The organism is Proteus sp. G2673 (assembly GCF_009915125.1).
Taxonomy (GTDB): domain Bacteria; phylum Pseudomonadota; class Gammaproteobacteria; order Enterobacterales; family Enterobacteriaceae; genus Proteus; species Proteus penneri.
Map to the genome: position 1 here is coordinate 153,273 of NZ_JAABLT010000014.1, position 25,723 is coordinate 178,995.

General features: G+C 39.1%; 20 protein-coding genes. 10 read left to right on the top strand and 10 right to left on the bottom strand.

Features of this window, described 5'->3' with window-relative positions:
- Positions 1-83: 83 nt before the first annotated feature.
- Positions 84-2,285 carry a primosomal protein N' gene (gene priA / locus GWI59_RS07660; RefSeq protein WP_161724392.1) on the bottom strand — a complete coding sequence of 734 codons (2,202 nt, stop codon included), beginning with the start codon at positions 2,283-2,285 and terminating at the stop codon, positions 84-86.
- A gap of 203 nt (positions 2,286-2,488) precedes the next feature.
- Between priA and rpmE the strand changes: the two genes are divergently transcribed.
- Entirely contained in the window at positions 2,489-2,701 is a 213-nt protein-coding gene (rpmE, locus tag GWI59_RS07665; protein WP_006534140.1) for a 50S ribosomal protein L31, read from the top strand.
- A 134-nt stretch (positions 2,702-2,835) separates the two neighbouring features.
- Here rpmE and metJ read toward each other — a convergent pair whose 3' ends face one another.
- On the bottom strand, positions 2,836-3,153 hold the full coding sequence (metJ, locus tag GWI59_RS07670) for a met regulon transcriptional regulator MetJ (RefSeq protein ID WP_006534139.1): 318 nt from the start codon (positions 3,151-3,153) through the stop codon (positions 2,836-2,838).
- 283 nt (positions 3,154-3,436) lie between these two features.
- Between metJ and metB the strand changes: the two genes are divergently transcribed.
- From metB to GWI59_RS07690, 4 genes are all read left to right on the top strand, one after another.
- Positions 3,437-4,597 carry a cystathionine gamma-synthase gene (gene metB, locus GWI59_RS07675; RefSeq protein WP_006534138.1) on the top strand — a complete coding sequence of 387 codons (1,161 nt, stop codon included), beginning with the start codon at positions 3,437-3,439 and terminating at the stop codon, positions 4,595-4,597.
- A 9-nt stretch (positions 4,598-4,606) separates the two neighbouring features.
- Positions 4,607-7,045 carry a bifunctional aspartate kinase/homoserine dehydrogenase II gene (locus GWI59_RS07680; protein WP_072064645.1) on the top strand — a complete coding sequence of 813 codons (2,439 nt, stop codon included), beginning with the start codon at positions 4,607-4,609 and terminating at the stop codon, positions 7,043-7,045.
- A 121-nt stretch (positions 7,046-7,166) separates the two neighbouring features.
- Positions 7,167-7,703: a TIGR00645 family protein gene (locus GWI59_RS07685; protein WP_109398897.1), complete on the top strand. Its 537-nt coding sequence runs from the start codon at positions 7,167-7,169 to the stop codon at positions 7,701-7,703.
- A gap of 61 nt (positions 7,704-7,764) precedes the next feature.
- The gene (locus tag GWI59_RS07690) at positions 7,765-7,926 is read left to right on the top strand and encodes a YtxH domain-containing protein (RefSeq protein WP_006534135.1); all 162 of its coding nucleotides are present in this window, start codon (positions 7,765-7,767) and stop codon (positions 7,924-7,926) included.
- A gap of 58 nt (positions 7,927-7,984) precedes the next feature.
- On the opposite strand, the gene GWI59_RS07695 is transcribed toward GWI59_RS07690, so the two are convergent.
- Positions 7,985-8,722, bottom strand: coding sequence for a cyclase family protein (locus tag GWI59_RS07695; protein WP_109398896.1), 738 nt, complete (start codon positions 8,720-8,722; stop codon positions 7,985-7,987).
- A 639-nt stretch (positions 8,723-9,361) separates the two neighbouring features.
- Between GWI59_RS07695 and ppc the strand changes: the two genes are divergently transcribed.
- The gene (ppc, locus tag GWI59_RS07700; protein ID WP_109398895.1) at positions 9,362-11,998 is read left to right on the top strand and encodes a phosphoenolpyruvate carboxylase; all 2,637 of its coding nucleotides are present in this window, start codon (positions 9,362-9,364) and stop codon (positions 11,996-11,998) included.
- A 61-nt stretch (positions 11,999-12,059) separates the two neighbouring features.
- On the opposite strand, the gene GWI59_RS07705 is transcribed toward ppc, so the two are convergent.
- From GWI59_RS07705 to proP, 3 genes are read right to left on the bottom strand one after another with little or no spacing between them, the layout of a single operon-like run.
- The gene (locus tag GWI59_RS07705) at positions 12,060-13,037 is read right to left on the bottom strand and encodes a glycosyltransferase (protein WP_161724394.1); all 978 of its coding nucleotides are present in this window, start codon (positions 13,035-13,037) and stop codon (positions 12,060-12,062) included.
- Positions 13,034-14,506: a deoxyribodipyrimidine photo-lyase gene (phrB, locus tag GWI59_RS07710; protein WP_161724396.1), complete on the bottom strand. Its 1,473-nt coding sequence runs from the start codon at positions 14,504-14,506 to the stop codon at positions 13,034-13,036. Before phrB ends, GWI59_RS07705 begins: the two co-directional genes overlap by 4 nt.
- 10 nt (positions 14,507-14,516) lie before the next feature.
- A complete protein-coding gene (gene proP / locus GWI59_RS07715) occupies positions 14,517-16,019 on the bottom strand; it encodes a glycine betaine/L-proline transporter ProP (protein WP_006534128.1) in 1,503 nt (500 codons plus the stop codon).
- Positions 16,020-16,724: 705 nt separating this feature from the next.
- On the opposite strand from proP, the gene GWI59_RS07720 reads away from it, so the two are divergent.
- Entirely contained in the window at positions 16,725-17,738 is a 1,014-nt protein-coding gene (locus GWI59_RS07720) for a LysR substrate-binding domain-containing protein (RefSeq protein WP_072064642.1), read from the top strand.
- 66 nt (positions 17,739-17,804) lie between these two features.
- Here GWI59_RS07720 and GWI59_RS07725 read toward each other — a convergent pair whose 3' ends face one another.
- The 3 genes from GWI59_RS07725 to GWI59_RS07735 are packed head-to-tail and all read right to left on the bottom strand — an operon-like array spanning position 17,805 to position 20,250.
- Positions 17,805-18,983 carry a M20 metallopeptidase family protein gene (locus tag GWI59_RS07725; RefSeq protein ID WP_006534125.1) on the bottom strand — a complete coding sequence of 393 codons (1,179 nt, stop codon included), beginning with the start codon at positions 18,981-18,983 and terminating at the stop codon, positions 17,805-17,807.
- Positions 18,983-19,432: a hypothetical protein gene (locus GWI59_RS07730; RefSeq protein WP_006534124.1), complete on the bottom strand. Its 450-nt coding sequence runs from the start codon at positions 19,430-19,432 to the stop codon at positions 18,983-18,985. The genes GWI59_RS07725 and GWI59_RS07730 overlap by 1 nt, the downstream gene beginning before the upstream one ends.
- Entirely contained in the window at positions 19,429-20,250 is an 822-nt protein-coding gene (locus tag GWI59_RS07735; protein ID WP_006534123.1) for a DUF3100 domain-containing protein, read from the bottom strand. Before GWI59_RS07735 ends, GWI59_RS07730 begins: the two co-directional genes overlap by 4 nt.
- A gap of 569 nt (positions 20,251-20,819) precedes the next feature.
- On the opposite strand from GWI59_RS07735, the gene poxB reads away from it, so the two are divergent.
- Positions 20,820-22,544, top strand: coding sequence for a ubiquinone-dependent pyruvate dehydrogenase (gene poxB, locus GWI59_RS07740; protein WP_109848275.1), 1,725 nt, complete (start codon positions 20,820-20,822; stop codon positions 22,542-22,544).
- Positions 22,545-22,616: 72 nt separating this feature from the next.
- Here the strand turns inward: poxB and argE are convergent, their stop codons facing one another.
- A complete protein-coding gene (gene argE / locus GWI59_RS07745; protein ID WP_072064640.1) occupies positions 22,617-23,780 on the bottom strand; it encodes an acetylornithine deacetylase in 1,164 nt (387 codons plus the stop codon).
- A 100-nt stretch (positions 23,781-23,880) separates the two neighbouring features.
- Between argE and argC the strand changes: the two genes are divergently transcribed.
- Positions 23,881-24,885 carry an N-acetyl-gamma-glutamyl-phosphate reductase gene (gene argC, locus GWI59_RS07750; protein WP_072064639.1) on the top strand — a complete coding sequence of 335 codons (1,005 nt, stop codon included), beginning with the start codon at positions 23,881-23,883 and terminating at the stop codon, positions 24,883-24,885.
- 20 nt (positions 24,886-24,905) lie between these two features.
- Positions 24,906-25,679 (top strand): acetylglutamate kinase, encoded by a 774-nt coding sequence (gene argB / locus GWI59_RS07755; RefSeq protein WP_161669408.1) that lies wholly within the window; start codon positions 24,906-24,908, stop codon positions 25,677-25,679.
- Positions 25,680-25,723 lie beyond the last annotated feature (44 nt).

A 25,723-nucleotide genomic window follows, 5' to 3' on the forward strand; every position in this document is an offset into this window, starting at 1 on the left:
TTGATTGTAACGAGTATTCAAGCGGAATTGTATCCTTAACATAACGCTGGCTAAAATATAGTCAAGTTTGGTAGAGAAGATCCTTAACAATCTGTTGGGTCAACATCAATATTCCATTTCACTTTTTTACTCTCAGGTAAGGTGACAATCTGAGGGTAAGTGACAGACATTAATTTTTGTAAATAACTCCGCGAAGGATGTTGGAGCAATAATTGCCAACGATAATTTCCACCTCGTTTAGCTTGAATTGCCGGAACAGGCCCCATTACCCATAAATTAGTATCTCGCATTGGGTGTTGTTCAAAAAACTGCTTAAGCTGTCGCAAGAACTGGGGGGCACGTTGATTATTGTGATCTTCAGAGCGGATCATAATATGACTAGAATAAGGCGGTAAAAAAGTGGCTTGTCGCTCCTGTAAAGCTTCTTTCGTGAAAGCGTCATAACCTTTTTCTAATAGTGTCAGCAGCAGAGGGTGATCTGGCTGGTGAGTTTGTAAATATACCGCGCCTTGCTTACCTGCTCGGCCTGCACGGCCTGATACTTGTGTATAAAGCTGGGCAAAGCGTTCGGCCGCACGGAAATCACTGGAGAACAGCGCGCCATCAACATCCAGTAAAGCCACTAAGGTGACATCAGGGAAGTGATGCCCTTTGGCTAACATCTGTGTACCAATAAGAATACGTGAGCCACCTTGATAAATATCTTCCAGTTGTTGTTCTAAAGCGCCTTTGCGGCTTGTTGTATCTTTATCAATTCGCGTTATTGGTGTATCAGGAAATAATTCACCAATCCCTTGCTCAAGTTGCTCTGTTCCTAATCCTACGGGTATTAAATTTGTTGAGCCACATTGTGGGCATTGTGCTGGAATTCGTCGCTGACTATCACATTGATGGCAACGTAACATGCCATGTTTTTGATGGATCGTATAATAGTGATCACAGCGGGGGCATTCTGCTATCCAACCACATTCATGACATAACAATGCGGGCGAAAATCCTCGGCGATTTAAGAAGAGCATAACTTGGTTACCCGCATTAAGGTGCTCTTTGATTGCTTTAATAAGAATTGGAGACAACCCTGTTGTGAGTGGTTGGCCTTTTAAATCAATTAAATGCTCGGTTGCAGGTTTTGCATTGCCTGCACGTTGAGTTAGAGTGAGTTGTTGATATTTTTTTTGCTCAACATTAAAACTGGTTTCAATTGATGGCGTTGCGGTTCCCATCACGATAGGAATATTTTCTTGTTTTGCACGGAAAACAGCGAGGTCACGTGCATGGTAACGCCAACCATCTTGTTGTTTATAAGATCCATCATGCTCTTCATCGATAATGATAATACCAAGATGCTGGAAAGGGGTGAGGAGCGCTGATCGTGTACCAATAATAATGGCATTATCACCGCGTTTTGCTCGTAACCAAACGGCTAAGCGTTCAGTATCATTTAATCCTGAATGAAGCACATCAACAGGCGCATTAAAGCGCGCCTTAAAACGACGAATGGTTTGAGGTGTTAAGCCAATCTCAGGCACGAGAATCAATGCTTGTTTACCTTCCGCGAGAATTTTTTCTAATACACTTAAATAAACTTCTGTTTTACCTGAACCTGTAATGCCCAATAATAACCAAGGTGAGAATTGATTGGCCTGTGCAGTGATCGCACCTACGGCAATAGCTTGTTCAGTATTTAATTTAAACCGTTCGCCTTGAACAGTAAGATCATTGTGCCAGTGTATAGGAGCAGGTTGAATAGGACGGAGATCTGCAAAGGCTTTCTTTTTTAAGTTGTTGAGTGTTGCTGCGGTGATCTCAAATTCATCAAGTTGATGGCGATATAATGGTGTACGGCGAAGCGCCGCTAATGCTTGTTGCTGTTTTTTTGCACCTTTTAAACTATTGAGGTCAAGATTAAGTCCCTCTTCAGTGGCGTACCATTGCCATAGTGGTGTGAATTCTGCGGGTTTTCCTTGTCGTAACAAAATTGGCATGGCGTGAAATAACACTTCCCCTAACGGATAGTGGTAATACGCCGATGCCCAATTTAACATATCCCACAAAACACCAGGAAAGAGCGTTTCGCTATCAAGGAGCTCATCAATAGGCTTTAGCTTTTCGATAGGAAACTCACTGTGTGTGCTGAGCCCTTTGACAATACCAAGAGAGCGACGTTTATTACCAAAAGGCACGATCACCCGACTACCGATAACAGGTGCATCCATCCCTTCTGGTAACAGATAATCAAAAGAGGAAAATAGTGGTACAGGTAAAATCACCTGAACTATGGTCATATCAGGGTTTCCGAGAGTTTTAGCGAAAAGGTGTCTTTAAGAATATCACAAAAAGTGTGCAGATTTCATTGCGCGTTTAGTCGATATTCTGTATGATCCGCCCCCTTTGGTAGATAAATTACCAAACACTTAATTTCAATCAACACGACGTGTGGTGTTCGGCTGTGGGCTGAATGGCGACACGGCCTTAGTAGAGGTTTTCCATGCAAAAAGATATCCATCCTAAATACGAAGAAATTACTGCATCTTGTTCTTGCGGTAACGTTATGAAAATCAACTCCACTGCGGGTCATAACCTGAATCTGGACGTTTGTGACAAATGCCACCCATTCTATACTGGTAAACAACGTGATGTTGCAACTGGTGGTCGTGTTGATCTGTTCAACAAACGCTTCAAAATTCCAGGCAGCAAATAAGATATTTGTTGTCACAAGATGTCAGCCTAGTCTGGCATCTTGCAGACAGTTCGGAATTGAAAAAAAGCCCAAAGTTTTTGCTTTGGGCTTTTTTGTTCGTGTTAATCAAGCAATAAATCAAAAACTGGCGCTGATTAATACTCCCAAGTATCGGGATCAACCCCGCGCTGGCGCATTATTTCTTTTGCCTCTTCAGGGATTTCATCGTTACGTTCTTTACGTAAGTCTTCATCATTTGGCAGAGGCTGTCCGGTAAATGCGTGCAAAAATGCTTCACACAATAATTCACTATTGGTTGCATGTTTTAGGTTATTAACCTGACGGCGAGTGCGTTCATCGGTCAAAATTTTCAACACTTTCAACGGAATTGAAACTGTGATTTTCTTAACTTGCTCACTCTTTTTGCCATGCTCAGCGTAAGGGCTGATATATTCACCGTTCCATTCAGCCATGGATTACCTTTATTAATATTCATTTAGTTGAAGTCAGAATAGGGTTAACCCTCATTCTGATGGGCGATACCAGTTTATCATGACTTTTCTAAAACCACCGACTCTTCTGACTGAAGGTGAGAGAAAAAGTGATAGTCACTGGTGATATCCTTAATTTGGCTATTATTTCATTACTTAATCTATCCGTAAAGGAGTTTAGATGTCTAGATGTGTTGACGTCTTGGTGTCTAATTAGATATGCTGTTGTCGACTTTCCCACTTATCGCTGTGACAAGGTGCCTGTATGACGAAGAAAACAGCAACAATTGCTATCCATAATGGGCTAAATGAAGACACTCAATTTGGTTGTGTCGTACCGCCTATCTATCTTTCTAGTACCTATAATTTTTTAGAGTTTAATCAGCCTCGCGAACATGATTATTCTCGCCGAGGTAATCCAACTCGAGATATGGTGCAAAAGACATTAGCCGAACTAGAAGGTGGAGTGGGTGCAGTTGTCACTAGCAGTGGAATGTCAGCTATTCATTTAATTTGTACGGTTTTTCTAAAACCTGGCGACGTCATTGTTGCGCCTCATGATTGTTATGGGGGAAGTTATCGCCTTTTTAACAGCCAACAAGAACGTGGCGCTTATCGTGTCATTTTTGTTGACCAAAATGATGATGTTGCATTACAACAAGCTTTAGCTCACAAGCCTAAAATTGTTTTTATTGAGACACCTAGCAACCCATTACTGAGAATAACGGATATTCAAAAGATCAGTGAATTGGCTCATCAACAAGGGGCTTTAGTGGTGGCGGATAACACCTTTATGAGCCCTGTTTTGCAAAAACCGTTAACATTAGGTGCAGATATCGTTGTGCATTCCTGTACAAAATACCTTAACGGGCATTCTGATATTGTGGCAGGTGTTGTTATCTGTCAGTGTCAGAAACAACTTGAGGAGCTAAGCTGGTGGGCGAATAATATTGGTGTCACTTCTGGCGCATTTGATAGCTATTTATTATTACGTGGCATAAGAACATTAGTGCCTCGAATTCGACTTCAACAAGAAAATGCACAGGCATTAGTGGCATTTTTACAGACACAACCTTTAGTCGAGAAAATATATTACCCCGCACTGGAAAATCATGCAGGTCATCAAATAGCAAAAAAACAGCAGCAAGGTTTCGGTGCGATGTTAAGTTTTGAGTTAAAAGGGGGATTGGATGTGATTAAACACTTTTTATCTCAATTAACACTCTTTACACTGGCAGAATCTTTAGGTGGGGTAGAGACCTTAATTTGTCACCCAGCCACCATGACACATGCAGGTATGTCAGAAGAAGCGAAAAACACAGCAGGGATAAGTCCCTCATTACTTCGTATCTCGGTGGGTATTGAAGATAGTCAGGATTTAATCAACGATTTGCAAAGTGCGTTTGATGCAGCAACTAAAAGGTAACCATGGATCATGAGCGTAGTGGCGATTACACAACAGGCGGAGCCGATTTGCCGTCAGTTACATAAATTCGGTGGTAGCAGTCTTGCGGACATAAAATGTTATCAACGTGTCGTGAATATCATGACGAACTATAGCCAACCTAATGATCTTATGGTGGTTTCAGCAGCAGGTTCAACAACTAATCAGCTAATTAGCTGGCTCAAGCTGAGTCAGAATGATCGTATTTCAGCGCATCAAGTTCAGCAAACATTACGACGTTACCAATTATCATTAATTGAAGGACTTCTTTCAAAAGAGAATGCAGAACTTCTCTCTCAAGCCTTTATTGCTGATCTCGAACGTTTGAGTTATTTGCTTGATAAACCTATTACAGATGCAACTTATGCTGAAGTTGTCGGCCACGGCGAAATCTGGTCTGCAAGATTAATGGCAAGTTTGCTTACAGAGCAAGGATTATCTAGTGTGTGGTTAGATGCGCGTGAATTTTTGTGTGCTGAAAGAGCCGCACAACCTCAAGTGAACGAAGCGTTATCTCGGCCATTATTACAATCACTATTAGCTAAATATCCTGAAAGCCGTTTTGTCGTCACTGGTTTTATTAGTCGTAACCAACAAGGTGAAACGGTTTTATTGGGTCGTAACGGTAGTGACTACTCTGCTACACAAGTGGGTGCTTTAGCTGATGTCGGTAAAGTCACAATTTGGAGTGATGTTGCGGGGGTATACAGCGCTGACCCACGTAAAGTTAAAGATGCCTGCTTATTACCTCTATTACGCTTAGATGAAGCCAGTGAATTGGCGCGTTTAGCCGCCCCCGTGTTACATACACGTACATTGCAACCCGTATCAGGTAGTAACATTGATTTGCAACTTCGTTGTAGTTATCAACCAGAGCAGGGGTCTACTCGCATAGAACGTGTCTTAGCATCAGGAACGGGTGCGAAGATAGTCACAAGCCATGACGATGTTTGTTTAATTGAACTACAACTCTCATCCCATCAAAACTTTGAGCAAGTAGCAAAAGAAGTTGATGAATTACTTAAGCGTGCGCAAATCCGTCCTTTAGCAACTGGCGTGGATAAAGATAGCCAACTTTTACAACTTTGTTATACCAGTGAAGTGGCTAACAGTGCTTTAGATGTATTACAAGATGCCGTTTTGCCGGGGAAATTACATTTACGAGAAGGGTTCTCTTTAGTGGCGTTAGTGGGTGCAGGTGTGTGTAAAAATCCATTGCATTGCCATCGTTTTTATCAGCAACTTAAAGATCAACCGGTTGAATTTATTTGGCATGCTGAAGATAACATCAGCTTAGTCGCTGTATTGCGCAATTATACTGAGCATCTATTACAAGGTTTGCATCAAACATTATTTAGAGCTGAAAAACAAATTGGCTTAGTGCTGTTTGGTAAAGGGAATATTGGCTCTCGTTGGTTAGAATTGTTTGCTCGTGAACAAGAGCCGTTATCCGCACGTAGTGATTTCGAGTTTATTCTTGCAGGTGTCGTTGATAGTCGCCGTAGTTTACTTGATTATCAAGGGATTGATCCTAGTCGTGCTTTGGCTTTCTTTGATGATGAAGCAACAGAACATACTGAAGAATCACTTTATCTTTGGATGAGAGCACACCCTTATGATGATTTAGTGGTTGTTGATATTACAGCCAATGAGTCCCTTGCTGCATCTTATGAAGATTTTGCCAGCTATGGTTTTCATGTTATTAGCGCTAATAAAATTGCAGGCTCTGCATCAAGTTTACGCTATCGCACCACACGAGACGCTTTCTCTAAAACTGGTCGTCACTGGTTATATAATGCCACTGTAGGCGCCGGTTTACCGATTAACCATACTGTGCGCGATTTACGTGAAAGTGGTGATTCCATTTTATCAATTAGTGGTATTTTCTCAGGTACATTATCGTGGTTATTCTTACAATTTGATGGCTCTGTACCGTTTAGTGAATTGGTAGAACAAGCATGGCAACAAGGGTTAACAGAGCCTGATCCGCGAATTGATTTATCAGGACAAGATGTCATGCGTAAGCTGGTTATTCTTGCTCGTGAAGCGGGTTATGACATCGAGCCTGAACAAGTACGAGTTGAATCTTTAGTGCCTGTACAAGCTGAAACGGGTTCGCTAGAAGCGTTCTTTGATAACAGCGCGTTGATCAATGAGCAGATGGCACAGCGATTAGCTGCTGCAAATGAAATGGATATGGTATTGCGGTATATCGCGCGTTTTGATGCCAATGGAAAAGCCAAAGTGGGTGTGGAAGCAGTAAGAAAAGATCATCCACTGGCATCATTGTTACCCGGAGATAATTTGTTTGCGATTGAAAGTCGTTGGTATCGTGATAACCCACTGGTCATAAGAGGACCGGGAGCAGGAAGAGATGTGACCGCTGGCGCAATTCAGTCAGATTTAAATCGCCTTTCTCAGTTATTGTAAAACGATATTTTCATTCTTAATAAGAAACTATCAGTAATTTTTATTGCTGATAGTTTTCTGTGTATTTTTTTCTCCTCTATACTCAAGGAAGTTTTTATTCTTGCGTAGATAGAGAGGAATTATGAACAAAGTTGTAGAAAAATGGATGTATCGCTCTCGTTGGCTATTTGCACCTGTCTATATTGGTTTGTCATTAGGGCTATTGGCACTAACGATTAAATTTTTTCAGTCAATGTATGAAATCTTGCCTAATATTCTTTCCTTATCCGAGGCTACGCTTGTTTTACATTTATTATCTTTAATTGATTTAGCGCTAGTGGGTGGATTATTGATTATGGTCATTTTCTCAGGGTATGAGAATTTTATTTCTAATATGGAAATTGAAAGGGATCAAAAGGAGCTTTCTTGGCTAGGGAAAATGGATGCTGAGTCCCTAAAAAATAAAGTAGCAGCCTCTATTGTTGCAATTTCATCTATTCATTTATTGGGGGTTTTTATGGATTTAAAGAATATCCCTGATAATAAATTATTATGGTATGTCGTGTTGCACCTAACCTTCGTTTTATCTGCATTTGTCATGGGTTATTTAGAAAAAATTTCAAAGCGAAGTAAAAGCAAAGATAAACTTAGCCGAGTAGATGAAAAGAGTGAGCTATGACACTTGCTTATTTTAAAATTGGGCTATACTTAAGCTATCTCTAGTCACAAAGGAGTCATAAATGTCAAAGATCGAAAAACAGATAGATCAATTAAAAGACAAAGCGACGGAGGTAAAACATCGAGCAGAAGAGAAAATATCAGAAACCGCTCATGATGTGAAACATAAGACGTCTGAGCTAAAAGAAGATGTTGAAAAGAAAGTCGATTCATTGAAAAAATGAATATGTTTTAATTAACGTAAAGCGCTGAATACCAGCGCTTTATTTTTATCGTAAAATCTTAAGGTAAAATAGCAAAAGACCGCACAGGAAAGCCACTGGCATTATTAGGTTTAGCTACGATATTAAAAATAACGGCTCCACGTGTTGGTAATTGATCTAAATTAGTCATTAGCTCAATCTGATAAGTGTCTTGCTCCAAAATATAATATTCACCTAATAACGCATTATTTTTATGAAATTCTTTTGCTGGATCTGTATCAAAGGTTTCATGGCCGATGGCTTTAACTTTTCGCTCTTCAAATAAGAATTTTAATGCATCAAGACCCCAGCCAGGAATTTGATTCTGGCCTTCCTCATTTTTATTATCCATCGCTTCTTGTGATGGCCAACGTTTGCTCCAATCTGTGCGTAAAGCAACAAAAGTACCTGCTTCAATTTCACCGTATTTTTCTTCAAACTCAAGAATATCATCTTTAGAAAATGAAAAATTCGCATCAATATTTGCACGTTCAGATTGGTCAATAACTATCAAAGGCAACACTAACTCTTTAAGTTCTAGTTCATGCAAATAACGAGTATTAGGCACAAAGTGGCAAGGGGCATCAATATGTGTACCGTATTGACCCGGAAAGGTAAATTGTTGCGCGAAAAAACCATCTTGATAGTCAAAAAGAGTTTTGAAGTTAGCGGGATCGAACATAAAAAAATGGGGTGAATCTTTATCAAAACTATGTGTTAAATCGACCCATTTTTTAGATTTTATGATAGAAAAAGCATTAATTAATTCATTTGTCATCGGCTTCCCCTGTCTGATAACGGAAATAGTGATCTAAGTGTTCTAGATATTTACATTGATTTTATTTTGAACAACGATGGTTTGCTTTATTGACAATGATCATAAAGAGAAAACGAAATAAAGCATCGACCTATTTGGTAATAAAAGTCTTAATCTGACAGAGTGAGTAAAAAAAGATAGGAAAAATAAGGTATGAGATAGAGTAATTCGTTATAACACATGGGGGTGAAAAATTAAAAAATGGTAAAATCTACCAGACAATTTATCAATATTAAAAAAAATCATCTAAATTTCTCACCAGATAAATTTTCACGTATCTCCCTCTTTCTAGTAAAAAACTCTTCGTAGTAGATAAGAAACGAAAAAATGTCCTTATTCTTGATAAAATTGAGTTAGAACAGCGTGAATATTAGTCATTCTTATAACACTAAAGCCGTAATTAAATTTCAGAAAAATCCCCCAAAACGATTATTTTCTGATATGAATAGTAGGCTAAGTAAAAAAAGCAGTGTGGCTTATCACAAAAATCAAAATAAAGTCACATCAGAAATGAAAGTTAATTACACAACTGGGAGGACATGACTTTTCTGATAGGAAGATGCATGTTGTTACCGCCACAAAGACAAGGTCAGGAGTCTCATGAATCAACAATATTCTGCTATGCGTAGCAATGTCAGTATGCTTGGCAAGCTACTTGGAGATACGATAAAAGAAGCACTTGGTGAAGAAATTTTAGATAAGGTTGAATCTATTCGAAAACTATCTAAATCATCACGAGCAGGTAATGAAGTGCAGCGACAAAAGCTGTTACTCACGTTACAGAATCTCTCTAATGATGAATTATTACCCGTTGCTAGAGCATTCAATCAATTCTTGAACCTGACGAATGTAGCCGAACAATACCATAGCATTTCACCTCATGGTGAAGCTGCGAGTAATCCGGTGGCATTGGCGAAATTAATCTCTCGACTAAAAGATAAGAATTTTACCGACGAGCAATTAAAAGAAGCCGTAGAGCAAATCTCTATTGAGCTGGTATTAACGGCACACCCAACCGAAATTGCACGTCGTACACTTATTCATAAGTTGGTTGAAGTGAATACCTGTTTATCTCAACTCGATCACGATGATTTAGCGGATTACGAGCGTACTAATATTATGCGCCGTCTGCGCCAGTTAGTGGCCCAATCATGGCATACTGATGAAATTAGAAAAATTCGCCCAACACCAATTGATGAAGCAAAATGGGGTTTTGCGGTTGTTGAAAATAGTTTATGGGAAGGTGTCCCTGCTTTTTTACGTGAATTTAATGAGCAGCTTAAAGAATCCATTGATTACAACTTACCCGTAGAAGCTTCTCCTATTCGTTTTACCTCATGGATGGGCGGAGACCGTGATGGTAACCCAAACGTTACAGCTGAGATCACACGCCACGCTTTGCTATTAAGCCGTTGGAAAGCCGCTGATTTATTCTTAAATGATATCCAAGTTCTTGTTTCGGAACTTTCGATGACAGAAAGTACACCGGAACTGCGTGAATTGGCGGGTGGTGCTGATGTTGCAGAGCCTTATCGTGAAATAGCTAAACAATTGCGTACTCGCTTACAAGTGACCCGTGATTATTTAGAACAACGCATTAAAGGCCAACAATCTTTGCCACCGGAAGGATTATTAATTGATAACGCAGAGCTTTGGGAACCACTGTATGCGTGTTATCAGTCACTGACTCAGTGTGGTATGCGTATTATCGCTAATGGGCAGCTGTTAGATACATTACGTCGAATCCGTTGTTTTGGCTTACAGCTAGTTAAGCTTGATATTCGCCAAGAAAGTACTAATCACACAGAAGCGCTCTCTGAATTAACACAATATTTAGAACTTGGTGATTACGCGAATTGGTCTGAAGAGCAAAAACAAACATTCTTATTGGAAGAATTAAACTCTAAGCGTCCTCTTATTCCGACGAATTGGCAACCTAGTGCCCCAACACAAGAAGTCTTTGAGACTTGTCGTGTTATTGCGCAATCACCTAAAGACTCTATCGCTTCTTATGTCATCTCAATGGCAAAAGTGCCTTCTGATGTATTAGCTGTAAAGCTATTATTGAAAGAAGCGGGTGCGGATATCCGATTACCTGTTGCCCCGTTATTTGAAACACTTGAAGACTTAAATAACGCTGAAAGCGTGATGACTCGTTTGTTTGATATTCCTTGGTATCGCGATTTAATCGATGATAAACAAATGGTGATGATTGGTTATTCAGACTCAGCAAAAGATGCGGGTGTGATGGCGGCATCATGGGCGCAATATCGTGCTCAAGATGCATTAATCAAACTTTGTGAAAAATCAGGTGTGACATTAACACTATTTCATGGACGTGGTGGTACGATTGGTCGTGGCGGTGCACCCGCTCATGCGGCATTACTTTCTCAACCACCGGGAAGCCTGAAAGGTGGCCTGCGTGTGACGGAACAAGGCGAAATGATCCGCTTTAAGTTTGGGTTACCACAAGTCACCATCAGTAGCCTTGCTCACTATGCAGGTGCAATCTTAGAAGCGAATTTATTGCCACCACCAGAGCCCAAAGCCCCTTGGATTGAAGTGATGGATTCTTTGTCTGACGTTTCTTGTGCGATGTATCGTGACTATGTACGAGGGGAAGAAGACTTTGTGCCTTATTTTAGAGCAGCAACCCCAGAAGGTGAGTTGGGCAAACTACCATTAGGTTCACGTCCTGCAAAACGCCGTCCTACCGGTGGTGTTGAAACGTTGCGCGCTATTCCGTGGATCTTCGCATGGACTCAAAACCGCCTAATGTTACCTGCTTGGTTGGGGGCTGGAGCCGCATTACAACATGAAATTGATAGCGGAAAACAAGCGGTATTAGACGATATGTGTGAGAACTGGCCGTTCTTTAATACACGTATTGCGATGTTAGAAATGGTGTATGCGAAAGCAGATTTATGGTTAGCGGAATACTATGATCAACGCTTAGTAGATGAACGTTTATGGCCATTAGGCGCAAAATTGCGTCAGCAACTTTCTGATGATATTAAGAGTGTCTTGGCAATTTCAAAAGATGAACACTTAATGGCAGATTTGCCATGGGTTGCTGAATCTATTGCATTGCGTAATGTATATACTGATCCATTGAATGTGCTTCAGGCTGAATTATTACAGCGCTCTCGTACTCATAGCGAGTCTGATCCGCGTATTGAACAAGCACTAATGGTTACTATTGCAGGTATTGCTGCTGGTATGCGTAATACAGGCTAGAGTCATCAGTATTTAAAAAGAAAAACAGCGCTGAATAACAGCGCTGTTTTTTTATACTGATTTATTTCAATGAGGCAATAAATAGAAGGCTGTACACCCGGCAAATAAACCAGCGCTGATGCCAATTATTTACGCCTTTATTTAGCGAAGAAAAAAGCGCATGGGTACGAAATTGCTGTGCGATTAATTTTCTATTTTCTGTATCACAACATTTACGAAAAAGAATAAAAAAACTACCCAATTCACGAACTGCTTGTTGGCGGAGTGCTTTTGCTAATAACTGATCAGATTGTTTATCTGCTTCTTTTAATAGCTGTAAGATTATCTGCAAATAACTTTGTGTTCGTTTGGCTTCTTTTTGTTGGTCGGATTTACGAGTAATAGAGTCAGGATTAGCGCAGTAATAATAGAGGGGTTGGTTATCAAAACCTATTCGTTCTACAACAAGTGCTAATTGCGTTGTCCACAGAATATCTTCATGATAAAGCCCCTCAATAAATTGAAGTTGGTGCTTTTTTATTAAGTCATGTCGGATTAATTGCAACCAAACGAAATGTGGCCATTGATGTTGAGTGACGGCATGGATGATCCACTCACTGCCTTTGATGACTTTTTGATAAGGCTGTCGTTGATGAATGGGTCTTTGGTGTTTTTTAAGATCACTTGGATTGAACCTTTCGCCATTACCAATTAAAACATCAACGTGTTGCGTAACGGCTAATTGATACCAATGTGCGAGCAATTCAGGCTTAATAAAATCATCGCTATCAAAAAAAACTATCCATTCGCCTTGAGCATATTTTAAACCCGTATTTCTTGCGCTGGATAATCCTTGATTAGTTTGTTGATAAAGTTTCACTCTCGCATCTTTTTGGCAATACGGCATTGTGACTTCAACACTGTTATCCGTTGAACCATCATTAATAATAATGACTTCAAAATCAGTAAAAGTTTGAGTTATTAAACTATCCAATAATCTCGTGATACGCGAGGCTTCATTAAACATTGGCACAATGACAGAGATTATTGGGGGTTTCACAATATTGAACTCATTTTTGATAGATTATGTGAGGCTATTCTACCTTTTTTTGCTTTTTCATAAGACTCAATCGCTCTTATTCGTGCTTTGGCGTGATCAACTATCGGTAATGGATAATCAAGAGGATTATTGGTTTTTGCCGCCCATTCGTGAGGTGTGTGAATATATCGGCTCGGCACACTGGCTAGCTCAGGAAGCCAATGACGGATAAATTCGCCATCGGGATCGAACTTACGGCCTTGGGTTGTGGGATTGAAAATTCGAAAATAAGGTACGGCATCCGTTCCTGTTGATGCAGCCCACTGCCAACCCCCATTATTTGATGCAAAATCACCATCAATGAGTTGTGACATAAAATAACGTTCACCCCAACGCCAATCAATCAACAAATCTTTGATAAGAAAACTTGCTGTGAGCATACGTAAGCGGTTATGCATCCAACCTGTTTGGTTAAGCTGTCGCATTGCAGCATCAATAATAGGAAAACCTGTTGAGCCTTGAGTCCAAGCATTAAATTCATCTTGGTTGTTACGCCAATTGATTTTTTCTGTCCAAAGCTGAAAGGCAATGTGTTTACATAAATTAGGATTTGCCACAATTAAGTGTTGGTAAAATTCTCGCCAAATAAGTTCATTAAACCAAACAAATGCACCCGATGTATTGTTTTCTAAGAAATTAGGTTCAGTTTGGTAAAGGCGATTAAAACATTGGCGAATAGACAATAATCCAATTGAAAGATAAGGGGATAATCGACTTGTACCATCAACAGCAGGGATGTCTCGCCATTTTGCATAATGTGGCACGCTTTCGTAACAGAATTGTTTTAAGCGTTTAAGTGCCTCTTCTTCAGTAGAGATAAAAGAGAGCGAGCTTGTATTTTCAAGTGAAAATAGTGGTGCTTTTAAAGGCGATACCGCTTTTTGATGTGTTCTTATCTCTGGGATAGGTAACGAAGCGTTATCTTGTGAAACAAAGAGCCGCAAAAATGCATTTCTAAAGGGAGTAAAAACCTTGAACATCTCTCCTTGTTGGGTAACTACATTACCTGGTGGAATAAACACATTGTCATGATAAGTATAAACGGTTGTCTTATTCTTTAGTAACTCAGTGACTTTTTTATCACGGCGTTGTTCATTAAGGGCATATTGGTGATTGAAAAAAAGCGCAGTGACGTGATGTTGTTGGCAATACTCAGCCACTTTATCGGCTGCATTTGAATAAGTATCGCTAATTACTATTGTCAGTGGAATATTGAGTTTTGCTAGTGAAGTTGAAAGATCCAGCAACGCATTATGAATAAACGCCTGACATGACAAAGCCATATTATGGGCTTTCCATTGTTCAGGCGTTACGGTGAAAATAGCATGCACCTGTGCTTGTTTATCTTGGCAAGCGTGAAAGAGTGCCTTGTTATCTGTCACTCTTAAATCATGACGAAACCAAACTAAATGAACAGGGGACGGGTGCATGTAACCTCTCTTAATCTAACTTAGGATGTTGATCGATAAGGGATTGGCGTTTTTTCTGTAATGCTTCGATTTCTGCTTCAATATCTTCAACACGTTGTTCGATATTATCATAATGTTCAGAGAGAATTTCTTTTGCCTCTGATTTATCTGATGCCGCAGGTGTTGCACCTCGTAAAGGTTTATTTGCAGTTTCGATCATTTTGATACCGGTTATCAAACCGACAACAGCGACAATCATCAGATAATAAGCTGGCATATATAAATCACCGGTTGCTTCAACTAACCAAGCTGCTGCTGTTGGTGTGGCCCCTGCAATTAATACTGAAATATTAAAAGCAATTGCTAATGCACTATAACGAATATGGGTTGGGAAAATAGCTGGTAAGATTGATGCCATAACCCCAGTAAAACAGTTGAGTAAAACTGCAAGAATTAATAATCCTAAGAAAATTAAACCGATTTCATCACTGTTAATCATCATAAACGCAGGGTAAGCAAGGACAAACAAACCAATACTGCCACCAATAACAAACGGTTTACGGCCAATTTTATCACTCAATAACCCAATGACAGGTTGTACAAACAACATACCTATCATAATCGCGATGATGATCAGCACACCATGGTCTGCCGAATAATTTAAGTTATGAGATAAATAACTCGGCATATAAGTTAATAACATATAGTAGGTAACATTAGTGGCAATCACCAAACCTACACAGACGGTTAAGCTTTTCCAATATTTTGATGCAATTTCACGTAATGAAACACGAGGTGGATCTTGGATAGATTTACGATCGTCGCTATTCATTTCATCGACGTGTTGTTGGAATGCTGGGGTTTCTTCTAAAGCATGGCGTAAATATAGACCAATAAGACCTAATGGTAATGCTAAGAAGAATGGGATACGCCATCCCCACTCATGGAATGCTGTTTCTCCAAGGATAGTCGAGATAAGTACAACAACACCCGCACCCATAACAAAACCAGCAATAGAACCAAAGTCTAACCAGCTTCCCATAAATCCACGTTTACGGTCGGGTGAGTATTCAGCAACGAAAATCGCAGCGCCTGAATATTCACCACCAATAGAGAAACCTTGTGCTAATTTAGCGAGTAATAATAAGACTGGTGCCCAAATACCGATAGTTTCATAAGCAGGAATAAGACCGATGGCAAATGTACTGAGTGCCATAATGATGATGGTAACAGATAACACTTTCTGACGACCAAATTTATCCCCAAGCATCCCAAATACGACACCCCCTAACGGTCTTACAAGGAATGGTACTGAGAATGTGGCAAGGGCAGCAATCATCTGTACACCGGGTGATGCGCCAGGGAAGAATACTTGACCTAAGACATATGCAAGGAAGCCATAGACACCAAAGTCAAACCATTCCATGGCATTACCTAATGCTGCCGCCGTAATCGCTTTTTTAAGCTTACTATCATCAATAATAGTTATATCATTGATTCTTAGCGGTTTGTTTCTTTTTTTCTTCATTTTCATATTAAGTGACCTTTATTAAGGTATTCGTAATTTCTTGTTGTTCAATTAATTAAAAGAAATGAAGTGACTATTTGTTAGCGAGAAGAATGAGTAATAAAAATTCACTAAAAAACAGCTTACTTCTACTAAGTTTAAATTTAAATAGTGGTATTAAGCTAATAGATAAGAGAATATTTATTAAGTATAGATGAGATTGAATAAGATATTAGAATGTTTTCTTTGTTGTTTTGATATAACAAAACAGAGCCTCTAAGTATTAAAACGTGATCAATATCATAACGTAATTCTGCTTTTCTGTAAAACTTATGGCGTTATTGACGGGTTATTTGCGTTAAGGCAATTGAAAGCTCCGCAAAAATAAATGAAAAAACAAATTTGTTTTTTGTTTTAATAACAGTGTGTTATATCCTTTTTCTGTTTTTTTGATTCAGGCTAACGCATTTATATGAGCATTGTGCATAATACAAAGATTGATAGATAAGTAGAAAATAATAACACCTTATTTTGCTTTATTATTCTTTCGAATAGTTAAAGTGAATGTGTGGATAATAGAATAGATCTCGCTATTCTTATTATAAGATTAAATCAAGATAGTATGACGAGATATCACGACAGAAATATTAAAGATAGTTTATCTAGTGCTCATATTTAGAATAAAAATTAATAATTAACCGCGCATTTGTGCAAATTAACCCGGGTACCTCTATGAATATTAATCAACTGAAAAGCTTTGTTGAAGTCGTAAAAAATAATTTCAACATTACTAATGCGGCTGAAAAACTCTACACCTCTCAACCGACAATCAGTAAGCAACTAAAAATATTAGAAGATGAGCTCAGTGTGTCACTGTTTGTGCGTAAAAATAATAATTTATTAGCATTAAGTCCGATGGGTAAAGAAGTCCATAAAATTGCTTGTGATATTCTTGGGCAAGTTGATCGAATCAAAAGCATTGTGGCTGAAGAAGATCGTAATAAAAAAGTCGATTTACATATTGCGACAACACACACTCAAATACGTTATTCATTGCCGAATGTGATTGATCATTTTCGTCACTATTACCCTAATATTTCACTACATTTTCATCAAGGCGCACCAGCTCAATTAGCAGAAATGGTTAAAAACGGCGATGTGGATTTTGCTATCGCAACAGAGTCTATGCACCTTTATGAAGATCTGATTACATTGCCTTGTTACCGCTGGACTCGTAGTTTATTAGTTCCTTATGATCATCCTCTTGCCTTATTGAAAGATGATGAGCAGGTTACCATCGAACAAATGGCAGAGTATCCATTGATTACCTATGTTTTTGGTTTTACAAGAGGATCTAAATTAGACAAGGTATTTTATAAAAATAATCTTAAGCCCAAAGTAGCATTAACAGCGACGGATACAGAGATTATTAAATACTATGTTAAGCGACATTTAGGTATCGGTGTTATTGCCACCGCCTCTTATGATGAGACTGAAGATGGTGACGCATTAAAATGTATTAATATCGATCATTTAGTGCAACCGAGTTACACCCATATTTGTGTCAGTAAACATACCCATATGAAAGATTATATGCATGAGTTTATTTCTCTTTATGCTCCTCACATTGATAAAAATATTATTCAGATGCCAGAACAGTGGGGAACACAATGGCACAGTAAAGAGGTCTACCAAGGATTACCTGATTTACGTTCAGTCAATGTGAATAATAGTGTTGCAGAATAGAAGTCAGAATAAAAAAAGCCCGTTTTTGCGGGGGCAATAACGGGCTTAAGGCAGAATAATAAGAGTTTAACGAGTCAGAATATTAACAAAAATCTGAGCACCGACTAGTAAACAATCATCATCGACAAAATAAGGATTTGCGTGAAGGTAATTATTAATACCTTTCGCTTGATTACCACTTCCTAAGAAGAACATGGCACCGACTTTACCTTTTGTGGCATTAACCATATAGCTAAAGTCTTCACTGCCTGTCATTGGCTTACCGTTTGATTCAATATTCTCTTCAGGTAAGAATTTACGCATTGCATCTAATAAATGCTGATGTGCAGTTGGATGATTGACAACTGCAGGGTATCCGCTATAGCTTAATGTGGTTTTAAATCCACCCGCTGTACTACGAGCCACAATTTCATCAAAACTCGCTTTTAGTACTTGGTCGGTATTTTCATCCATAGAACGGATCGTACCGCGAGCTTGTACGTGATCAGCTAATGCATTAGGGATTGTTCCCCCATTGATCATGCCACAACCAAAGACTGCTGGGCTAAATGGATCTGTCTTTTTCGCAACAACATAATCCATATAATCAATTAAGCGAGTGGCTTCACGAATGGCATCTAAGCCTTTGTGTGGTGTTGAACCATGTGCAGAAACGCCATAAACATCTAATGTCCATGCAGAGCCATAAGATGACATCACACCATCATTAAAGCGAACACAACCCGTTTCAATGGCGGCATCGTTATGGAGTGCATAAGTTTCATCAACGCCTTCCATGCAACCGAGTTCAACCATTTTTTCAGCGCCAGGTACACGCATATCTTCTTCAGCCATTTGGAAAATAAAGCGAACGTTCGCGCTCATCTCTTCTTTATTTTCGGCAAGATACTTAGCACTGGTTAATGCCATGGTCATATGAGTATCGTGACCACAGTTATGTGCACAACCTTGGTGAACTGAACTATGTTCATTATTCGTTAAGTCTGGCATTTCTAATCCGTCCATATCAGCACGGATAGCAATTAATGGAAATTCAGCATTAACAATTAAGTCTGCTGTGAAACCAGTATACCCATCAAAAGTTTTAATTTGATAACCAAAACTTTCCATTAATTCACGGCAATACTTTGATGTCTTATATTCTTCACCTGATAACTCAGGTATTTTGTGCAAGTCTTGTCGTGTTTTTTTACTAAAGTCATTTAATTGAAAGAGTTTTTCACTGACATTATAAATATTATTCATTAGATAACTCCCTGGATCGTAAATCCAATTTGCGCGACGATTGATGCTCCAAAGAAACAACAAGTTGAAACAATCATGAAAATAAGAATAACTTTCCATGACATTTTCTTAAGTTCTTCTAATTGACCACCAACAGATAAACCAGCAAATGCTAATAAAGGCACACAACAAGATAAGAAAGAGACTTTACCAATAGAACTAATAAAGAAATCTCTTACTGGTGTTTCGGGTAAACAAATAAGTATCCCAATAATTGTTGCATAAGCAAATGTTGGTAAAGATGAAGGTAAATAATGTTTTGCAACGAGTGAAATAAATACCACTAATGACATAGCAATAAAGCTATCCCACATTGCATAAAGAGCGATCCCTGATGTTAACGTCTGAGTAAACATTGCCAGTAAAATAGCAACGAATACAAATTTCATATCAATAATTATATTTTTCATGCAGTTTTGCCTCTGGTGAAAATTTTATAAATTTTTTCTGAAAGAGGTAAACCTAAATAGGTTAATGACAGTGCGCCAAGTGCTGATGATAATAAGTTAGATGCAGCGGCAACACTTAATACTTGCTGTGCTAATGTTTCATCAAGACCATTAATTAACGCACCTGATGCAGCACTTAACATGGAACCAGAACCCACGCCAGAGCCTGCAGCAAGTGCAAGTGGGTGTAATCCGGTTAATGGCGCAATACTACCTAATACGCTAAACCACAAAGTACCGATAACAGAACCACATAAATAGATGGCTAATACGCCAATATATTCTTGTGAGCCTGTACCAAATTTACCTTGAATTACAGCAATAGAAGGTTCACGGCTAATAGACGAACAAGCACCAATTGCACGACGACCAAATCCAAATTTAATCGCTAATGGAACTGCAATTAATACAGGTAATAAGTTTCCGAGTTCCTGAACAAATAAAGGAATACCGACACTTAAAATCATTTTAATATTAGGAACAATCATTCCTGCATATTGTGTACCTAAAATAAGTAGGCTGAAACCTACCATTTTACCGCAGAAGCCTTCTTCTTTTTCTGTAAATAATTTACCCCATACTTTAATTTTTTTACGGGTAAATCCAGCAGATATACACATACCAATAATTACAGCAAATAACATTGGTAAAATAGGTATTACCGCAATGCCAATCTTAATTTCTTTTTTACCAATGACATATTGTGAAATAAAAATTAAGAAAAGGACTGCCAGAATACTAATAAAGAAAACCTTTATCGGACTTCTACTTTTGTCCATCCGTTAATCTCCGTTGAAAAATAATCAGGCTTTATTCTAGAGGACAAAAAGCAAAAGGTAGCGTGACCAATGTCATGTTTATTTCATACCTCTTTTTCATGGAGCATGAAATAATGCAATGGTAATAAATTTATTAACAAATAGAGGAAAGTTAAATTTTTTAATAAAGACAGTGAGTAAGGCTGAAATGAGTCAGCTTAATTGTTAATAAAGATGTAATGAGAAAAATAATAATTAAAAATTATTTTAATTATTAAAATAATCCTATAATAAAATTTTGTCTACACTTTAGTAAATAATAATACGTTATTAATGAGATATATTCTTATTTGGTGCGGTTATTATAAATTTAATGAATGTATTTGAAAGTGATATTTTATTCTTTGTATTTTTAAGGGCGGATCTTATCTTCACAGTGACATTATAACGATTGGTGTTATTCTTTATATTTGAGTTAGTAAGATTATTTTCTCTGCAAGCTGGTGAGGAAGAGAGATAGAATATGGGAAGGAAATAAATGTAGCTCGCAGAGAGGCACAATTCACCCAAAACTGAGGAAAAACATCACCATGAGTAAGCAAACAGTTGCAACCTATATTGCTAAAGTACTCCATAATGCAGGTGTAAAACGTATTTGGGGCGTGACAGGAGATTCTCTCAATGGATTAAGTGATAGTTTGCGAAAGATGGGAACGATTGAGTGGATGGGAACTCGCCATGAAGAAGTTGCTGCTTTTGCTGCAGGAGCAGAGGCGGCAGTTAATGGCCAATTAGCGGTTTGCGCAGGCTCTTGTGGGCCGGGAAATTTACATCTTATCAATGGGCTTTTTGATTGCCATCGTAATCATGTTCCTGTGTTAGCCATTGCTGCACATATTCCTTCTGCTGAAATTGGTAGTAATTATTTTCAAGAAACACATCCGCAAGAACTTTTTCGCGAATGTAGCCATTATTGTGAATTAGTCTCAAATCCAGAGCAGATCCCTCAAGTGCTTGCTATTGCAATGCGAACCGCTATTTTAAAAAAAGGGGTCTCAGTTGTTGTTTTACCGGGAGATGTTGCACTAAAACCAGCTCCAGAAGATGCGCATGAAAACTGGTATCCGTTGCAGTCTCCACTCATCATGCCAAATCGTTTCGAAATCGAAAAATTATCTGATGCATTGAATAATGGAAAAAATATCACCTTAATGTGTGGTGCTGGATGTGCTCAAGCTCGTGATGAAGTGATTAAACTGGCTCAAACATTAAAAGCGCCTGTTGTACATGCATTGCGAGGGAAAGAATACATTGAGTGGAATAACCCCTATAGCGTGGGCATGACAGGATTAATTGGTTTTTCATCGGGTTATCATGCGATGGAAAATGCTGATACGTTAGTGCTATTAGGTACGCAATTCCCTTATCGTGCATTTTATCCATCAAAAGCCAACATTATCCAAATCGACATTAATCCAAGTAGTATTGGTTCGCATTGTCATGTTGATATGGCGATGGTTGGCGATATTAAAGCCACTCTGAATGCGATACAACCTCGTTTAAAAGAAAAAACAGACACAGCTCATCTTGATGCTTCCTTAAAACATTATGCCAAAGCACGGCAAGATCTGGATGCACTTGCACAACCTAGTGAGCGTGAGCTTATTCACCCACAATACTTGGCACGCCGATTAAGTGAACTGGCAAATGATGATGCCATTTTTACCTGTGATGTCGGAACACCAACAGTATGGGCCGCCCGTTATGTTGGGATGAATGGAAAACGTCGTTTACTGGGCTCTTTTAATCACGGCTCTATGGCAAATGCGATGGCTCAAGCCATTGGTGCACAATCGTTAGATAGAAAACGTCAAGTTGTGGCAATGTGTGGTGATGGTGGATTTACCATGTTAATGGGGGATTTTATCTCGTTAGCGCAAATGAATTTGCCAGTGAAAGTAATTATTTTTAATAACAGCGTATTAGGTTTTGTGGCGATGGAGATGAAAGCTGGTGGTTATTTAACGGATGGCACAGATTTGCATAACCCAGATTTTGCTGCTATTGCTAATGCATCTGGTATCAAGGGTATTCGCGTTGAAAACGGTGAAGATCTGGATCATGCACTTAAAGAAGCCTTTGAACATGATGGCCCTGTAATTGTGGATGTGGTAACCGCAAAACAAGAGCTTTCTATGCCTCCTGAAATTAAATTTGAACAGGCTAAAGGCTTTAGTTTGTATATGATGAAAGCGATTATTAATGGTCGTGGCGATGAAATCGTTCAACTAGCCAAAACCAATTGGTTACGTTAATCGTTTTATTTAAAGTATAAATAGTAGATAAATAGATCAAACCCTATCAACATAAGACGATAGGGTTTTTTATTATTGCGCTTTCTCTGCTAAACAGAAGTTTTCAATTAGTTGCCCCATTAATTCACGAGTTGGTTCAATAAATGCCATATCAATAAATTCATCAGGCTGGTGGGCTTGTTCAATAGAACCTGGGCCCAAAACTAAGGTAGGGCAGAGATCTTGAATAAACGGCGCTTCAGTACAGTAATTCACCGTTTGCGCTTTCTCACCTAATAGTTTTTCGATTACGGCGACCATTTTATGATCGGTGGGGCACTCATAACCGGGAATAGGATCATGTAGCGCTTCAACACTTAAACGCCCCGGCCAACGTGCTTTTACGGGCGCTAACGTTTCGTGTAGTAAATCATCTAAATCTTGCAATGTAAGTCCAGGTAATGGGCGAATATCCATATGTAATTCACAGCAAGCACAAATCCGATTTGCTGCATCACCGCCATTAATATAACCAAAGTTCATGGTGGGATAAGGGATTACAAATGCAGGGTTGTTATAGCGCGTTTTTAGCGTATCGCGCAGTGTACTCAGGTGAGTAATGGATTCATGCATTAGCTCAATCGCGTTCACACCTTTTTCTGGATCGCTAGAATGTCCTGATTGTCCCGTAATGCGTATCGCATTCGATAAATGCCCTTTATGAGCACGAATAGGTTTTAGGGATGTTGGTTCGCCAATAATGGCAAAATCAGGGCGGATTGCGGTATGAGCGGCAAAATAACGTGCCCCTGCCATAGAGGTTTCTTCATCTGCGGTAGCAAGAATATAAAGAGGATGAGTTAACGTTTTAGTATCGACATCCCGCAATGCATCAAGAATAAAGGCAAAAAAGCCTTTCATATCCGCAGTGCCTAAGCCGTATAACTTATTTTCTTTCTCTGTCAGTGTAAAAGGATCTTGTGTCCAACGACCTTCATCAAACGGCACTGTGTCAGTGTGGCCACAAAGTAATAACCCGCCTTTGCCTGTTCCTAATGTTGCTAAAAGGTTAAATTTTCCTCGAGTTTCAGGTACAGGTTGAATTTCAATTGAAAAACCTAATGTTTCCAACCAATTAGCAAGCAAATTAATCAGTGATTCGTTGCTTTGATCGTTCTTAGCATCTGTAGCACTGATAGAGGGCGTTGCAATTAATTGACGATAAATCTCAATAAATGTAGGTAATTTAATATTCACTGTTGACAGCCTTTCTTCATAATAGTATCAATATTCATGCACTTTTTTTGAATAAAAATACATTAATCGGTTTGTGTTCATAGTACAAGGTAAGAATGACATGTTAAATACTCTGATTGTAGGAGCAAGTGGTTACACTGGCGCTGAATTAGCCGCCTATCTTCAGCAGCATCCTCATGTGAATTTGAGCAGACTGATGGTATCAGCTCAAAGTGCAGATGCAGGAAAGTGCTTTTCTGAACTTCATCCTCAATATCGTGGCTTAGTGGATCTCCCTTTAGAGCCAATGGTTGATGTTGTGAAAGCGGCTGAAAATATTGATATCGTTTTTTTAGCAACAGCCCATGAAGTCAGCCATGACATTGCCCCGATTTTTTTAGAGCAAGGTTGTGTGGTGTTCGACTTATCGGGTGCCTATCGAGTACAAAACAAGCATTTTTATCAACAATACTATGGATTTGAACATAAGAATACTGATTGGTTATCACAGGCAGTTTATGGATTAGCTGAATGGAATGCTGACATTATCAGTCAGGCGCAATTAATTGCTGTGCCAGGCTGTTATCCAACAGTTTCTCAGTTGTCATTAAAACCCTTAGTGGAAGCGGGGCTGTTAGATACCGCGCAATGGCCAGTCATTAATGCCACCAGCGGTGTAAGTGGTGCAGGTAGAAAAGCCTCTTTAACCAGCAGTTTTTGTGAGGTGAGTTTGCAACCTTATGGCGTGTTTACTCATCGTCATCAACCCGAAATTGCAACACATCTGGGTATTGATGTGATTTTTACCCCTCACTTAGGCAATTTTGCCAGAGGGATCTTAGCCACTATCACCTGTAAGTTAAAAGCTGGCGTGACACAAGAGAATGTCAGACAAGTCTTTGATGATGCTTATCAAGACAAGCCATTAGTGCGTGTTTATGACAAAGGATTACCTGCATTAAAAGCCGTGGTAGGAACTGCATTTTGTGATATTGGGTTTGCTCAACAAGGTGAACATCTGATTGTAGTCGGTGTTGAAGATAACTTATTGAAAGGGGCTGCTGCACAAGCAGTGCAATGTATGAATATTCGGTTTGGTTTCGCTGAAACCGAATCACTTATTTAAATAATGAGTAGGGAAGTTTCATGGAACCATTAATTATCAAACTGGGTGGTGTGCTTCTTGATAACGAAGAAGCGTTAACACGGTTTTTCACCGCATTACAACAATATCGCTCAACGCATTCTCGTCCTTTAGTCATCGTACATGGTGGTGGCTGTTTGGTGGATGAATTGATGGGTAAATTGCAATTACCTGTCGTGAAAAAGCAAGGCCTGCGTGTCACACCTGCAGATCAGATAGATATCATCACAGGAGCACTGGCCGGAAGTGCTAATAAGACCTTGTTATCGTGGGCAACTCAGTTTGGGCTTAATGGGGTGGGACTTTCTTTGGGTGATGGGCAATTAGCAAAAGTCACTCAAATCAATGAAGAGTTAGGCCATGTAGGAAATGCAACTCCCGGCTTTCCTGATTTACTCAATTTATTATTAGGTGCGGGCTATCTACCAATTATTAGTTCTATCGGTATGACTGAAAAAGGTGAGCTGATGAATGTGAATGCTGATCAAGCCGCAACCGCTATTGCTGAAACATTAGGCGCTGATTTAGTCCTGCTTTCCGATGTCAGTGGCATTTTAGATGGCAAAGGTCAGAAGATTGCAGAGATGTCAGCCGAAAAAGCACAGACATTAATTGACCAAGGTATCATCACTGACGGCATGGTAGTGAAAGTAAACGCAGCGTTAGATGCGGCTAAAACACTTGGTAGACCTGTTGAAATCGCAAGTTGGCGCCATGCTGAAAAACTGACGGCACTGTTTAATGGTGTTGCAGTCGGAACCCGTATTTTAGCTTAAAAAATCACTCTAGAAATCTTATTGCTATTTGATAGTTGGCAGAA